A 13,127-nucleotide genomic window follows, 5' to 3' on the forward strand; every position below is an offset into this window, starting at 1 on the left:
TTTTTCCCCTCTACCAGACCTCCGGGAAGGCCACCTCGGTGTACAGGTCCTCGAGCCGCGCCTTGTGCCCGAGTTCCATCCTGGCCAGTTCCTCGAAGATCTTTTTCTGGTCGGCGTCGGTGCTCAGTTCGGCGAACTGCCGGTACATCTCCACGGCGTCCTCCTCCCGTTTGATGGCCAGTTTGATCCCCTCCACCGGTTTCATCTCGGCCGTCGGCGCCGGCCGGTCGAAGGTCTCGGAGATCTTGTAGTCCCTCGACTCGTCGAAGTGGAGTTCCGCCGGCCTCGCCGCCAGGAAGTTTTCCAGGAGTTTGCGGTGCTGCCGCTCCTCGGAGGCGAGTTCCCGGAAGAGCGTCTGGAGCGCCGGGTCGTTCACCCGGTCCCGGATCTCCTCGTAGAAGACATAGGCCTCCACCTCCTTGTCGATGGCACTCGCAATGATCTGTCGATAATCCTCGGTCCTCATACCTGTCCCCCTCTGGTGGGAGAGAGGGCCGGTCTCGATATATATAGGTATCCGCGAGGCCGGGGGCTGGCCGCCCGGAGCTTTCTGGGATCCTGGCGGATCGCTCTGGCGGGGATGGGATCTCGGACGGGCCGCCCCTATCGGAGAATGTTCATCGCCATCTCGCGTGAGGATAGGGCGGGGGCGGCAATCGCCCCCGGCGCGAGGGTGTGGGACGGCGCACGTTCGAAAGTTTTGAGGTGGAAGGTCTATCGATCAGCCGTGCCGCCTCTATGGGAGAATCTTCACCGATATCTCGCGCCGGGGGTTTCACCCCCGGACCCCCACGCCGACGATAGCCGAGGGCGGCAGTGGTGGGTGTTCCCCTCTGTTGCACTCTCATGACGGGAGAGATCGAGGATTCCGCCAGATGTCCTCATCAGGATCTCGAGCGTGGCCTCCCCGCATCTATCGCCATCCCGGGAGCGGCATCGCTCTCGTCAGGATGGTTATCTCCGCCTCTCTCCCAATCTTCATGCCGGGGACTAAGGGGTACCATCCCCTTCAGGATCTCTTCCCGGCAACGCCCCTCACCTCAACCTTTTTTGTCCCTCTTCCCCTGATCCTATCGGTGTCAGGCAGCGAGACGACCTCTGTCGACGAGCACGCCCGGTTGGTCCGGGCGTTTGAAGCGGCCCTGCGAGAGGAGGGGCCGGGCGTCGAGGCATGCGCACGATTCAGGCAGGTGATCTGCCACTATTTCCGCCATCATGCCCGGCAGATGCCCTGGCGGGAGACCGACGACCCGTACCGGATCTTCGTCTCAGAAGTGATGCTCCAGCAGACGCAGGTGGAGCGGGTGCGCAAAAAGTATCCCGAATTTATCGAGCGCTTCTCGGACTTCGCCGCCCTCGCCGCCGCCGAGCAGCGGGAGGTGCTGGAGGCCTGGCAGGGGCTCGGGTACAACCGGCGGGCGCTTGCCCTCAGGCAGGCGGCGCAGACGATCGTGCGGGACTTCGGCGGAAAGGTGCCCGACGACCCGGCGGTCCTGGAGCGCCTTCCGGGGATCGGGAAGGCGACAGCGGCTTCAGTCGCCGCCTTCGTCCACAACCGCCCGACGGTCTTTATCGAGACCAATGTCCGCCGGCTCTTCATCCACTTCTTCTTCAGGGGCCGCGAGGAGGTGCGGGACGCCGAGATCCTCCCGCTGGTGGCGATGACCCTGGACCCGGCGCACCCGCGGGAGTTCTACTGGGCGGTGATGGACTACGGCACCATGCTCAAGAAACGCTACCCCAACCCGAACCGCCGAAGTGCGTCGTACACCAGACAGGCGCCCTTCGAGGGGTCGGACCGGCAGGTGCGGGGCCGGATGCTGAAGGCCCTCCTGGAGCACGGGACGCTCTCGACTGAAGGACTGCTCGCAAAAGGAGGGGTCGACGAGAAAAGAGGGACGCGGGTCCTCAAAAAACTCCTGGCCGAAGGGTTCGTGGCCGAGGAGGAAGGGGAGTACCGGGTCCCTTAGGCGCCGCCCGGTGGGACGGCGAGGGTGGGGATGGCCGGGAAGGCGCCCATCGGGGCGGGGTTCCCGGCGACGGCGACGATCCCGTACGCCGTGAGCGAGTACGGCGACTTCCCCTCGAAGATGAGGCGGTCCTCCGGGTCGTAGCCGACGAACCGGGTGGGCACCGCCTCGGCCTCCGTCGTCGCCTCACCGTTCTCGTCAGGGAGGCAGGCGGCGATCTTCACCCGGTCGGGCCCGCCGTGGGCGGCGACCCAGGCGGCGTCCACCGTCATCCTGACCGTCACCTTGGCGTCGGCGTCGGCGGTGCGGCGGAGCACGTCGGTGACCGCGGCGCCCTCCGCGGATTCGGTCTCCTCGCCTGCGAGGACGAAGGAGTCGGCGAGGTACGTGCTCCCGTTCTCCCCGCCTCTGTTACCTGAGACGACCGGGGTGGTCACCGGGCCCCGGTCCGCGCCGGCGTCCCTGATCTTCTCTCCTTCGAGGGCGACGAGGCGGTTGTCGTTCCCGCCGGTGCCGTAGACGATCATCCCGGCGTCCGGGGTGATCGCGACGGAGAAGACCGTGGTCCCGGCGTCGTAGGTCCAGAGTTCCTCGCCCTCACGGTCCAGGAGGGTGACGGTGTGCCCGGCGGCCACGGCGACGCGTTCGCCGTCCCGCGCGACCGCGACGCCGAAGACGTGCTCGCCCGGCTCATAAGTCCACAGGAGGGTGCCGTCCCGGTCGAAGAAGTAGACCTGGCGGTCCATCGACCCGGCGGCGACGTATCCGCCGTCAGGGGAGAGGGCGACGCTGCCGACGGTCTTGCCGGTCTCGTAACTCCAGAGGAGGGTGCCCTGCTCGCCGAAGAAGGAGACGGTGTCGTCCTTGCTGCCTGCGACGAGGTACCGGCCGTCCCTGGAGAGGGCGAGGCTGGCGGCGTCGTCGCCGAGGGTTCCCATCCACTCGGCAAACCCGCCGGACGAGTAGACGCCGAAGACGTGGTTGTCGAAGCCCGCGGCGACGTGTTTGCCGTCTGGGGAGATGGCCGCACTGTAGGCGAAGTAACCATCGTCGTCGATCCTGGCCGTCACCTTGCCGTTCTGGTCGACGACCCTGACCCGGTCGGAGGCGCCGGCGACGTACTTCCCGTCTTCGCTGATGGAGACCTGGAAGACCGGCGACCCGGTCGGCACCTCCCAGACCTGGTTGCCCTCGCCGTCGAAGAGGCGCATCGCCCCGTTGGCGTCGGTCCCGGCGGCGACGTAGGCGCCGTTCGGTGAGACCGCCGTCGAAAGAACTTTGCTTCCCAGGGCGACGTCCCAGAGAGGTTCGGGCCGCTCGTCGGCGGCGACGCCCCAGGGGACGAGCAGGAGTGCCAGGCAGAGCGCGATGTGCAGAAAGGGTCGCACCTTACCGCCTCCGGCCCGCGCCCGGATTGATAGTCGATACTGCCATTATTTTCACAGCTCTCCTCTCTGAAGGTATAATCGTTCCCATCGATACAACTCGAATTATGGGGGATTTCTCCGGGATCGAAGGGGTCGCCGGGGGTGAGCGAGGGGAGGAGGCCGGGGTATTAGGCGCAGGGTTCCGGGATCCGGCCGGCTCATCGCGGGGTGAAGGGGAATGGTCTGTTTCTGCTCAGGCCCTCGTTTCCGGGCGGGCCGCCCGCCGCCGCGCCCGGGGGTTCTTCCCCGGAGGGGCGCCGGGTCCGCGGGGCGGTGACGGGAAGGCGCCGGTTTTCCCCGGGGTGCGCGTCCATCGCACCGTTGTTGCCGGCCCGAACCCGGCGGTGTGGGCGCGGAACGGTCAGGCCCTGGCGGGCCGGGAAAGTCTTATCCCTCGCGCGCTCCAGGTAGGGAGCGGGGGGTGACGATGCCGAAGGCCGAATGGAAAGGAACGGTGCTCGCGGAGAGCGAGGACGTCATGCTGGTCGAGGGCAATGTCTATTTTCCGCCGGAGTCCGTCCGTTTCGAGTATCTGAAGGAATCACCGACGAAGACGGTCTGCACCTGGAAGGGGGAGGCCCGGTATTATACGGTCGTGGTGGAAGGCGAGGTGAACAGGGACGCCGCGTGGTATTATCCTGATCCGAAACCTGCGGCCGAACAGATCCGCAATTATGTTTCGTTCTGGAAGGGAGTGAAGGTTCGTGACTGAAAATGCGAATGAAAATCTATTTACCGGGGTGCAGGAGAAACGCACTGAGGAAGCACCCATGGAGATTGTAAAGATCCCGAAGATGGAGAAGAAGGAGTACGACGCCCTCATCACCGACGGCTATGTCGCCCGCATCGCCTTCCAGGGCAACAAGTACCCGTACATCGCCCCGTTCCTGTACGTCTTCGACGGCAAGTTTCTGTACTTCCTCTCCACGAAGTACGGGCGCAAGAACGACCTCTTCAGGAAGAGCCCCTATGTCTCGGTGGAGATCGAGAAGTACACCCAGGACCTCTCGTGCTACACCTTCGTGACGATGCAGGGCTACCTGGTCCAGGAGGAGGACGCGATCCAGAAGAAGATCGTGCGCAAGAAGTTCGTGGAGATGATCGATGAACGGGCCCTCTCCCCCAACATCCTGGCGGCCCTCGGCCACAAACCCGGCGAACCGATCGAGGCGATCGCCTCGGAGGAGCGCTCCAATATCTGGAAGTTGACCGGCGTCGTCGATATCGTGGCGTTGAAAAATCTCTGAACTTTTTTTTTGTGGGGGGAGGAGGAGAGTCCTCGCGGGATCGGTTGATCAGCCGTGCCGCTCTATCGCCGTCCGGCGGGGGTTCGGGTTCCCCGAACCCCCTTATCACAAAGATTGGAGCGGGACGGCAATTTTCTCTTCAGTATTTTCTTTTCTGCCGCTGCGACTCGATCGCGCAATGGGAGGCCGACGTGAAGCCCGCACCGATTATAGAGGGGAGACCGGTTGTGAGACACCTATGTCTCACAAAAGATCTTGTGCGACATGAAATGCAGAATATGTCTCACAAGATTGTGTAGAATGTGCCATGAATCCCGGGCTCAAGCATACGTGATGAAAATGTCTCGTCGTTTGATCGCTCTTTTTCAAGACAGGAGAATCAATGGGGGTCTTGTTCCATCGCCGCCCCTCGGCTATCTTTGTCGTGGGGGTTCCGGGGGGCAACGCCCCCCGGCGCGAGACGGCGGTACAGATCCTGCAATGAGGGCGGCACGCTTGATCATCCTGAAGGGCAGTTTTGTTCTCCGCATATCAGGTATGAGGGAAATTTATGTGTTCGAATTCTCATCCATAAATCCAGAATTGAACGTCTGGATCATTTTGCATGAAAACACCCGCCCCTCACGCCCCCTCGTACACCACCCGCCGCTCCAGCGCCGCCAGTCCGGCGTCGACGAGGACGGCGATGAGGATCGCCGGCAGGGCGCCGGCGAGAAGGGTCTGGGTGTTGGTGCCGGCGATCCCCTCGAAGATGAGGTTGCCAAGCCCGCCGCTCCCGATGAGTGCGGTGAGCACGGCGACGCTGTTGGTGAGGATCGCGGCGAAGCGCACGCCCGCGAAGAAGGCCGGGTAGGCGAGCGGGAACCTGACCCGCCAGGTGATCTCGCGGTTCGTAAGCCCGATGCCGACGGCGGCGTCGATGATACCGGGGTCGACGTTCGAGAGCCCGATCCAGGTGTTCTTGACGACCGGGAGGAGGGCCCGGAGCACCAGGACGATGAGCGCCGGATAAAACCCGATCCCGAGGAGCGGGACGACGAAGGCGACGATGGCAAGGCTCGGCACCGCCTGCGCCAGGTTGGCGCCGGTCATCACCACCGAGGCGAGCGTGCGGGAGGAGAGGGAGAGGACGGCGAGGGGGACCGAGAGGGCGACGGCGACGAGGAGGGCCGAGTAGGCGAGGGCGACGTGCTGGAGCGAGGCGGCGAGGACGGTGGCGATGGCTACCATGACCCGTACCTCCGGTTCAGGCGGTGCTCGACGGCGGCGGCGACGCCGTCGAAGAGGACGGCGAGGAGCCCGACCCAGGCGCCGGAGAGGAGGATCAGGCCGGGGATGTTGTTGAAGATCCCGGTCTGCAGCGGGACGCCGAGTCCGCCGGCACCGACGAGGCCGCCGAGGGTGACGATGCCCATCGTGAAGACGACGGCGATCCGCACGCCCCCGGCGAGCATCGGGAGGGCGAGGGGGACGCGGATATGGACGAGCACCTCGCGTTCGGTGAGCCCGATGCTCTCGGCGGCGTTGACGTGCCCGGCGCTCACGCTCGTCAGCCCGGTGTAGGTGTTGCGGGCGATGGGCAGGATGGAGTAGAGAACGCAGGCGGCGACGGTCGGGACCGCCCCGATCCCGAGGAGCGGGATGAGGATGGCGAGGAGGGCGAGGTCGGGGAAGGTCTCCAGGGTATTGAGGGCGGCGAAGGAGACCCCGGCGTAGCGCCGCCGCCTGGAGAGGAGGACGCCGACGGCAAACCCGATGATCACCGAGAGGAGGAGGGCGACCGAGAACATCGCCAGGTGCTCGAAGGTCCTGGCCGTGAGGTTGTAGTCCTGCCAGAGTTCCAGCATCCCGCCGTCCATCAGACCAGCCTCATCAGCACCTCGTCGGCGAGGAGGAGGCCGACCGGCCGCTCGTCGTCGTCGGTCACCAGGGCGAAGGAGGCCCCGGCCTTCTTCAGGTCGGCGAGGGCGGTCGGGAGCGGGTCGGCAGGGGCGAAGACGAGGGGCGGGGCGGCGATCGCCGCCATCGTCGACTCGTCGCGGCGACGGGTGTAGGCCTCCCGGCGCCGCACCGTCCCGACCACCCGGTCGCCCTCGGTGACGACCGCGACGCCGACGTCGCCTTCCATCATCGCCTCGAAGCCCGGCCCGACCGCCGTCTCGCCGGGCACCAGGTACGACCTGAGGAGCGGGAGCATCAGGTCCTGCACCCGGAGACTCTCCAGGTGCCTGAACTTCCGGTCGGCGTCGACCATCCTGGCGACGACATCCGAGGCCGGGTCCAGGATGAGTTCTTCGGGCCGCCCGACCTGGACGAGGCGGGCGTCGTGCATCACCCCCACCCGGTCGCCGAGTTTGAAGGCCTCGTCGATGTCGTGGGTGACGAAGACGATGGTCCGGCCGAGCGCCGCCTTGATCTCCTCGAACTCGTCCTGCAACTGCCGCCGCAGGATCGGGTCGAGGGCGCCGAAGGGCTCGTCCATCAGCACGAGCGGCGGGTCGGTGGCGATGGCGCGGGCGAGGCCGACGCGTTGCTGCTGCCCACCGGAGAGTTCTCTGGGGTAGCGGGCGGCATAGGTCTCGGGCGGGAGGTCGACGAGGTCGAGGAGGTCGTCGACCCGCCCCCGCACCCGCGCCGCGTCCCAGCCTTCGAGGGTGGGGAGGAGGCCGACGTTCTCCCCGACGGTCATGTGCGGGAAGAGCCCGACCTCCTGGATCACGTAGCCGATGCTCCGCCTGAGGGCGACCACTTCGAGGTCTCTCGTGTCGGTGCCGTTGATCCGCACCGTCCCGTCGTCCGGCTCGACGAGGCGGTTGATCATCCGTAGCGTGGTGGTCTTCCCCGATCCGCTCGCCCCGATGAGGACCAGGAGTTCGCCGCCCTCGATCCCGAGGTCCAGGTCTTCGACGGCGGAGCGCCCGCCGTAACGTTTGGTGAGCCCGGCGAGGTCGACGGCGTCGACCCGCTCGAAGAGGCGCGTCATGAGGGGTGGGTGGGGTTCACCCCTGGATCAGCCCTTCCGCGACGAGATAGTCGCGGGCGATCGCCCGTGCCTCCCGCTTCTCGACATCGAACTCATGGTTGAGCCGCCGCATCGTGTCGGCATCGATGCGGTCTGCGAGCACGCTGAGCGCTTCGACCGCCTTCTCGTCGCCGGCGATCTTCTCGTTTGCGAGCAGGATCGCGTGGTACGGCGGGAAGGCCGCCCGGTCGTCCTCCAGGACCCGGAGGTCGTAGAGGTCCACCCTGGTGTCGGTGGTGTACGGGGTGATTGCGTCGGCCTCGCCGCTCTTGATCACGTCGTACATCAACGTCGGCGACATCGGCTTCGCCTCCTTGAAAGTGAAGTTGTAGACCTTCGCCACCTGCGGCAGGCCGTCCTCGCGTTCGGCAAAGACGTAGTCGGTCACCAGCACCATCTCGCCGGCATGGGGCGCGAGGTCGGAGACCTTCGTGACGCCCTGCTCCTCGGCCCAGGCCTCGGGCACGGCGATGGTGTAGTCGTCCCTGAACCCGAGGCGCGAGAGGACGGTGATGTTCTCGGCCTCCAGGCCCTTCACCACGTCGGCGTAGACGACCTCGGGCTCCCAGGTTTCCATGGGCGGGAGTTTGAGGAGTTGTGAGTAGGCCGTCCCGGTGTACTCGACATAGACGTCCACCTGGTCTTTCTTGATCCCTTCGAAGAGGGAGAGGTCGTTGAGGTTTGCCTTCATCTCGGTCGTGTACCCGGCGTCCTCCAGGAGGAGGGCGACCATCTCGGCCAGGATGTACTGTTCGTTGAAGGTCTTGGCCCCGACCACCACCGTCTCGCCGCCCATGCCGGGGATCTCGGTGCACCCGGCGATGCAGAGGGCGGCGACCACGAGGACCGCACCTGCGGTCATCAATCTTTTCATTCTCGTCCCCCGGAAGGGAGGTGCCGTTCATAGATTTTAAATGTTGCCCGGAGGCGGCGGTGGCCGGGGTATGAAAAGAGGATTTCCGGGCTTTGTAGAATTTTTCTGGATGGCTATTTCTGCGGGGGGTTGGCCGCTCCCCGGTCCCCCGCGAAGCACGGTTTTTCCCCCACCGTATTCTCGCGAGGGGTACGACCAGGGGTTTCTGCACAGCCCGGTCCCGGGGTCGTTTGATCGGATCAGACCGGCAATCGGCGGGCGCCGGGCGAAAAAGATTAGATATATAAGCAACCGCGCCGTCTGGAAGATATGAGGAAAGAAGAATGCCTGAGTTTGCCAACCCCTTTGCAGGGACTGCGTATGGGAGAAAGTTGACTGACATGGAACTCGTCAGGGCGATCAGGTATATGGTCGCCGCCGAGTACGAGGCCGTGCAGCTTTACCAGCAACTTGCCGAGTCGGTCGAGAACGACCTGGCCAAAGCGGTCCTCCTGGACATCGCCGAGGAGGAGATCGTGCACGCCGGCGAGTTCCTCCGTCTGCTCAAGGAACTCTATCCCGAGGAGGAGGCCTTCTATCGGGAGGGCGCCGACGAGGTCGAAGAGTTGATCGAGGGGATGAAGAAGAAGTAGGGGTCCTGGAGAGAATCTTCTGAACATCTTGAGAGAGCAGGGACAGACCACTCTTTTTCTCCCTGGTTCTCTTTTGTATCGGGATGGTTGAGCGGGAACACTTTTGAGATGATTTTTGGGTTTTGGGCTTTGTAGAATTCCTCTGGTTGGTTCTCTCTGTGGGGGACTGGCCGTCCCCCGCCGCATGATCGTTCCCGTCATCTCGCGAGAGGACGGGCGGGGAGCGACACGCCGGTGATCCCGCTCCCGTCCTGGTTCTATCTTCGGGGTCATGACGGCGGGACGGCATGACGATCAGAACGTGCCGCCCCCTCGTCATCGATCTGTTCTGCCGTCTCGCGAGAGGATGGGCGGAGGACGGCACGCCGGTGATCCCGTTCCCATCCTGGTTCTATCTTCGGGGTCGTGCTGACAGGACGGTATGGTGATTAGAATGTGCCGCCCCCTCGTCACCGGATCTGTTCTGCTGTCTCGCGAGAGGATAGGGCGGAGGACGGCACGCCGGTGATCCCGCTCCCGTCCTGGTTCTATCTTCGGGGTCATGACGGCGGGACGGCATGACGATCAGAACGTGCCGCCCCCTCGTCATCGATCTGTTCTGCCGTTTCGCGAAAAGATAAGACGGGGGGCGGCACCACGCGTGATCCTGTTGAATGATGATCGCCTCTTACCGTCCCACTCCAATCTTCGGGGGCATGAAAACAGAACGGCGTCATGATCCAAACATGCCGTCCCCTCGTCATCGATCGGTTCTGCCGTTTCGCGAAAGGATAGGGCGGGGACGGCACCACGCGTGATCCCGCCGAGTAATGATCGGCCGTTTCCCGTCCCGGAGTCAATCTTCGGGGTCATGAAAACAGGACGGCGTGATGATCAAAACGTGCCGCCCCCCGATAACCGGATCTGTTCTGTCATCTCGCGAAAAGATAAGACGGGGGACGGCACCACGCGTGATCCTGTTGAATGATGATCGCCTCTTACCGTCCCACCCCAATCTTCGTGGGCATGAAAACAGAACGGCGTCATGATCAAACATGCCGCCCCCTGATAACCCGATCTGTTCTGTCATCTCGCGAGAAGATAGGGGGGGCGGCGAAGAGTGGCGTGCTCCCGCTGAATAGAGATCGGCACTCTCCCGTCCGGGTTCTATCTTCGGGGTCACGGGGACGGGACGGTATGGTGATCAAAACGTGCCGTCCCCTGATAGCCGGATCTGTTCTGCCTTCTCGCGAAAAGATAGGGCGGGGGCGGCACCATGCGTGATCCCGTTGAATGATGATCGCCTCTTACCGTCCCACTCCAATCTTCGGGGTCATGAAAACAGAACGGCGTCATGATCCAAACATGCCGCCCCCCGATAACCGGATCTGTTCTGTCGTCTCGCGAGAAGATAGGGCGGGGAACGGCACGGCGGTGATCCCGCTCCCATGCGGGGTCAATCTTCGGGGTCATGACGGGGGGACGGTATGGTGATCAAAACGTGCCGCCCTCTATCGCACGATCTGTCCCGCCATCTCGCGAGAGGATAGGCGGGGGGCGGCGATGGAACACGGCCTCCATCGGCTCGCCGGTCTTGAAAAGAGGGAGAACCGCCGGCGTCGCCGACGATGCCGTGGTGCGCTCAGCCCTGGTGGGTGTAGTGCTCCACTTCGCCGACGGCCTCCAGCCTCCCGTTCTCGTCGAGGACCGAGACCGCCCCGTGCCCGCCGCAGACATAGCAGCGCCGCCCCTTCTCCGCGAGGGCCTGATCGGTTTCGGCCGCGATCTCCATGAGGGCGTGGCGCTCGCGCCTGGCCGTTGCGGAGTCGACGTTCACCGAGGTGACCAGGAAGTCGGCGAGCGAACTGTAGGTCTTGCGCTTCTCGGTGAGGCTGCCGAAGTTGATGACGGTGTCGCTGGTGAAGAGGAGGCCGCAGCTCGGGCAGAAGACGTAGACCAGTCCCTGCACGTGGCCGCCGAACCCTTCCAGCACCTCGAACTCGAGCCCGCCGAAGGTGAAGCGGTGGAGGACCGGGAAGATCCCGCGAGTCTCGCCGGTCGGGCCGCCGAAGAGGGTGTAGTTCTCCGGCGGGTTGAACCGCGAGAAGAGGTTGATGATGGTGGTGTAGACCATTTCAAGGACCGAGCCCTCGACCGGCGAGGCGAAGGCGCGGTTCGAGGTCTCGATGATCGCCGCGGAGGTGGGGTGCATCATGGCCGGGGCCTCGTAGAACCCGGCGGCGCCGCAGTGGTCGGCGTCGGCGTGGGTGAGCAGGACCCTCCTGAGCCTGGTGCCGTTGCCCAGGCCGTAGTGGTTGAGCATCCTGATGACGTCTGGGTAGTAGATGCCGTAGCCGGTGTCGATCATCATGCTCTCCTCGGGGGTGTTGAGGAGGTAGACGCTCCCGCCGCCCGGCAACTGGAAGCAGTAGAGGTCCATTTCGGGGGTGACCGCCACCTGCTGGACGTCGGCGTAGAAGCCGTCGCCGCAGGTCCGCTGCAGGCTTTCGCCGGTCTGCAGGACGCTGGCAAAGACGGCCCGCGGGTCTTCGCCCCGCGCCCCGAGTTCCTGGACGACGTGGTTGATGTCGTGGAGGAGGCGGAGGAGGAAGCCGTCGCCGGCCGGGCCGATGATCTCCCTGACCCGCTGCGCGAAGCAGAGGTAGAAGACGGTCTCGTCGAGGGAGCTGCCCGTGGTGTCGTACTCCAGGATCTCGAGGGGGTAGCGCGACTTGAGGGCGTCGAGGAGGGTTTCGGCCTGCCCGCTCTCCTCCAGGCTGACCGAGACGGTGACGCGGTCCGGGTGGGGGCCGGCGTCGTCGAAGTCGATGAGGGCGATGTTGGCCCGTGCCTTCGTCGTCAGGTCGAGGAAGGCGGCGAGGGCGCCGGAGGTGTGAGGGAGATGGACGTGGAAACGGAGGATGCCGGGGCCGGGGAGGGCGGTCTGGAGGTAGCCGATGGCGGCGAGGCGGTGCCTGATCGCGGCGTGGGCCTCGTTCGGTGCGGTCACCTCGAAGAATACCGTTCTCGGGTCGATGCGTCGGCTGTACTGGATCCGGTTGATGTTCCCGCCGTGCTCGGTGACGATCGCGGCCGCCTGCTGGAGGGCGCCGGGGCGGTCGGGCATGCGGGCGATGAAGGAGAACTTCTCTTCCCTGGTCTCCATAGTCGGGTATAACTTTTCCGTGAGCGGTATTAAACCTCGTCACGCTTCATACCGGCACGAGCACGTAGAGCCCGAATCCCATATATTCGCGCCCGTACCCCGCGAATTCGTCCTGGATCCGGTGGAGGTATTCGCGCACCTCGGCCGCCTCCTCGTCGTCGGCGTCCGGGTGCTCCTCGAGCCACCCGAGGAGTCCGCCCCAGTTGCCTGACTCGTAGGCGTCCCAGTCGTCGGCGGTGGCGTGGAGGACGCCCCGCACCTCGTAGCCAGCGTCCCTCGCGCACCCGAAGATCTCGTACTCGGTGAGGACGTCGGGCCAGGCCCTGGCGAAGTCGGGCGGGACGGCGGCGTGCTGCCAGCAGCGTTCGCCGACGATGAGGCGTCCCTCCGGTTTGAGCCAGGCGGCCATCGCCTCGAGGGCCGGGGCGAGGCCGCCCCAGATGTGGGTGGAGCCGATGCAGGCGGCGAGGTCGTAGGCGCGGTCGGGCGTCGCGTCGAGGACGTCGGCGCAGGTGACGGTGAGGCGGTCGGCGTACCCTTCCGCCGCGATCTGCTCGACTGCTCGCCGGCAGGCGTATTCCCGCAGGTCGATCCCCCGTCCCCGGATCCCGAAGGCGTCGGCCAGGGTGGTGAGCACCGTGCCGTAGCCGCACCCGAACTCGATCACCTCCTCGCCCGCCGCGAGGCCCGCCATCGCCCCGGCCCGCCTGAGTTTCTCAGGGGTCGTGGGGTTCATGATGGCCATGTCGCGGGTGGAGATGGAGATGAGGTCGTAGTAGTCCATTGGAGAAGAGTGGAGGGCGGTGGGAT

At 65.0% G+C, this 13,127-nt stretch carries 13 protein-coding genes; 5 read left to right on the top strand and 8 right to left on the bottom strand.

Annotation, left to right across the window (positions count from 1 at the left end; translation table 11 throughout):
- Positions 1-10: 10 nt before the first annotated feature.
- On the bottom strand, positions 11-466 hold the full coding sequence (locus E2N92_RS12610) for a ferritin-like domain-containing protein (RefSeq protein ID WP_220681499.1): 456 nt from the start codon (positions 464-466) through the stop codon (positions 11-13).
- A gap of 610 nt (positions 467-1,076) precedes the next feature.
- Between E2N92_RS12610 and E2N92_RS12615 the strand changes: the two genes are divergently transcribed.
- Complete coding sequence (locus tag E2N92_RS12615) at positions 1,077-1,970, top strand: HhH-GPD family protein (protein WP_246589228.1); 894 nt, start codon at positions 1,077-1,079, stop codon at positions 1,968-1,970.
- Here E2N92_RS12615 and E2N92_RS12620 read toward each other — a convergent pair.
- On the bottom strand, positions 1,967-3,358 hold the full coding sequence (locus tag E2N92_RS12620; RefSeq protein ID WP_220681501.1) for a WD40 repeat domain-containing protein: 1,392 nt from the start codon (positions 3,356-3,358) through the stop codon (positions 1,967-1,969). The two genes, E2N92_RS12615 and E2N92_RS12620, sit on opposite strands and share 4 nt — an antisense overlap.
- A 466-nt stretch (positions 3,359-3,824) precedes the next feature.
- On the opposite strand from E2N92_RS12620, the gene E2N92_RS12625 reads away from it, so the two are divergent.
- Together E2N92_RS12625 and E2N92_RS12630 are read left to right on the top strand one after the other, a co-directional pair.
- Positions 3,825-4,109: a DUF427 domain-containing protein gene (locus E2N92_RS12625; protein WP_220681502.1), complete on the top strand. Its 285-nt coding sequence runs from the start codon at positions 3,825-3,827 to the stop codon at positions 4,107-4,109.
- A 58-nt stretch (positions 4,110-4,167) separates the two neighbouring features.
- Positions 4,168-4,644, top strand: a complete 477-nt coding sequence (locus E2N92_RS12630) for a pyridoxamine 5'-phosphate oxidase family protein (RefSeq protein ID WP_220681503.1) — start codon at positions 4,168-4,170, stop codon at positions 4,642-4,644.
- A gap of 621 nt (positions 4,645-5,265) precedes the next feature.
- Here E2N92_RS12630 and E2N92_RS12635 read toward each other — a convergent pair.
- The 4 genes from E2N92_RS12635 to E2N92_RS12650 are packed head-to-tail and all read right to left on the bottom strand — an operon-like array spanning position 5,266 to position 8,540.
- Positions 5,266-5,874, bottom strand: coding sequence for an ABC transporter permease (locus tag E2N92_RS12635; protein ID WP_220681504.1), 609 nt, complete (start codon positions 5,872-5,874; stop codon positions 5,266-5,268).
- A complete protein-coding gene (locus E2N92_RS12640) occupies positions 5,868-6,503 on the bottom strand; it encodes an ABC transporter permease (RefSeq protein WP_220681505.1) in 636 nt (211 codons plus the stop codon). The genes E2N92_RS12635 and E2N92_RS12640 overlap by 7 nt, the downstream gene beginning before the upstream one ends.
- Positions 6,503-7,627 carry an ATP-binding cassette domain-containing protein gene (locus E2N92_RS12645; protein WP_220681506.1) on the bottom strand — a complete coding sequence of 375 codons (1,125 nt, stop codon included), beginning with the start codon at positions 7,625-7,627 and terminating at the stop codon, positions 6,503-6,505. The genes E2N92_RS12640 and E2N92_RS12645 overlap by 1 nt, the downstream gene beginning before the upstream one ends.
- A gap of 16 nt (positions 7,628-7,643) precedes the next feature.
- Positions 7,644-8,540, bottom strand: coding sequence for a glycine betaine ABC transporter substrate-binding protein (locus E2N92_RS12650; protein ID WP_220681507.1), 897 nt, complete (start codon positions 8,538-8,540; stop codon positions 7,644-7,646).
- A 323-nt stretch (positions 8,541-8,863) separates the two neighbouring features.
- On the opposite strand from E2N92_RS12650, the gene E2N92_RS12655 reads away from it, so the two are divergent.
- Positions 8,864-9,172 (top strand): ferritin family protein, encoded by a 309-nt coding sequence (locus tag E2N92_RS12655; protein ID WP_220681508.1) that lies wholly within the window; start codon positions 8,864-8,866, stop codon positions 9,170-9,172.
- Positions 9,173-9,459: 287 nt separating this feature from the next.
- On the top strand, positions 9,460-9,600 hold the full coding sequence (locus tag E2N92_RS12660) for a hypothetical protein (protein WP_220681509.1): 141 nt from the start codon (positions 9,460-9,462) through the stop codon (positions 9,598-9,600).
- 1,193 nt (positions 9,601-10,793) lie between these two features.
- Here the strand turns inward: E2N92_RS12660 and E2N92_RS12665 are convergent.
- Complete coding sequence (locus tag E2N92_RS12665) at positions 10,794-12,317, bottom strand: MBL fold metallo-hydrolase (RefSeq protein ID WP_220681510.1); 1,524 nt, start codon at positions 12,315-12,317, stop codon at positions 10,794-10,796.
- A 46-nt stretch (positions 12,318-12,363) separates the two neighbouring features.
- Entirely contained in the window at positions 12,364-13,101 is a 738-nt protein-coding gene (locus E2N92_RS12670; RefSeq protein ID WP_220681511.1) for an SAM-dependent methyltransferase, read from the bottom strand.
- Between the last annotated feature and the right edge of the window lie 26 nt (positions 13,102-13,127).

Origin of the sequence: Methanofollis formosanus (genome assembly GCF_019633745.1) — an archaeon.
Lineage (GTDB): Archaea > Halobacteriota > Methanomicrobia > Methanomicrobiales > Methanofollaceae > Methanofollis > Methanofollis formosanus.

Coding starts and splice junctions, on each gene's coding strand:
- E2N92_RS12630 (WP_220681503.1), top strand. CDS start 4,168: ATGGAGATTGTAAAGATCCCGAAGATGGAGAAGAAGGAGTACGACGCC.
- E2N92_RS12645 (WP_220681506.1), bottom strand. CDS start 7,627: ATGACGCGCCTCTTCGAGCGGGTCGACGCCGTCGACCTCGCCGGGCTC.
- E2N92_RS12665 (WP_220681510.1), bottom strand. CDS start 12,317: ATGGAGACCAGGGAAGAGAAGTTCTCCTTCATCGCCCGCATGCCCGAC.
- E2N92_RS12655 (WP_220681508.1), top strand. CDS start 8,864: ATGCCTGAGTTTGCCAACCCCTTTGCAGGGACTGCGTATGGGAGAAAG.
- E2N92_RS12635 (WP_220681504.1), bottom strand. CDS start 5,874: ATGGTAGCCATCGCCACCGTCCTCGCCGCCTCGCTCCAGCACGTCGCC.
- E2N92_RS12610 (WP_220681499.1), bottom strand. CDS start 466: ATGAGGACCGAGGATTATCGACAGATCATTGCGAGTGCCATCGACAAG.
- E2N92_RS12625 (WP_220681502.1), top strand. CDS start 3,825: ATGCCGAAGGCCGAATGGAAAGGAACGGTGCTCGCGGAGAGCGAGGAC.
- E2N92_RS12640 (WP_220681505.1), bottom strand. CDS start 6,503: ATGGACGGCGGGATGCTGGAACTCTGGCAGGACTACAACCTCACGGCC.
- E2N92_RS12660 (WP_220681509.1), top strand. CDS start 9,460: ATGACGATCAGAACGTGCCGCCCCCTCGTCATCGATCTGTTCTGCCGT.
- E2N92_RS12650 (WP_220681507.1), bottom strand. CDS start 8,540: ATGAAAAGATTGATGACCGCAGGTGCGGTCCTCGTGGTCGCCGCCCTC.
- E2N92_RS12670 (WP_220681511.1), bottom strand. CDS start 13,101: ATGGACTACTACGACCTCATCTCCATCTCCACCCGCGACATGGCCATC.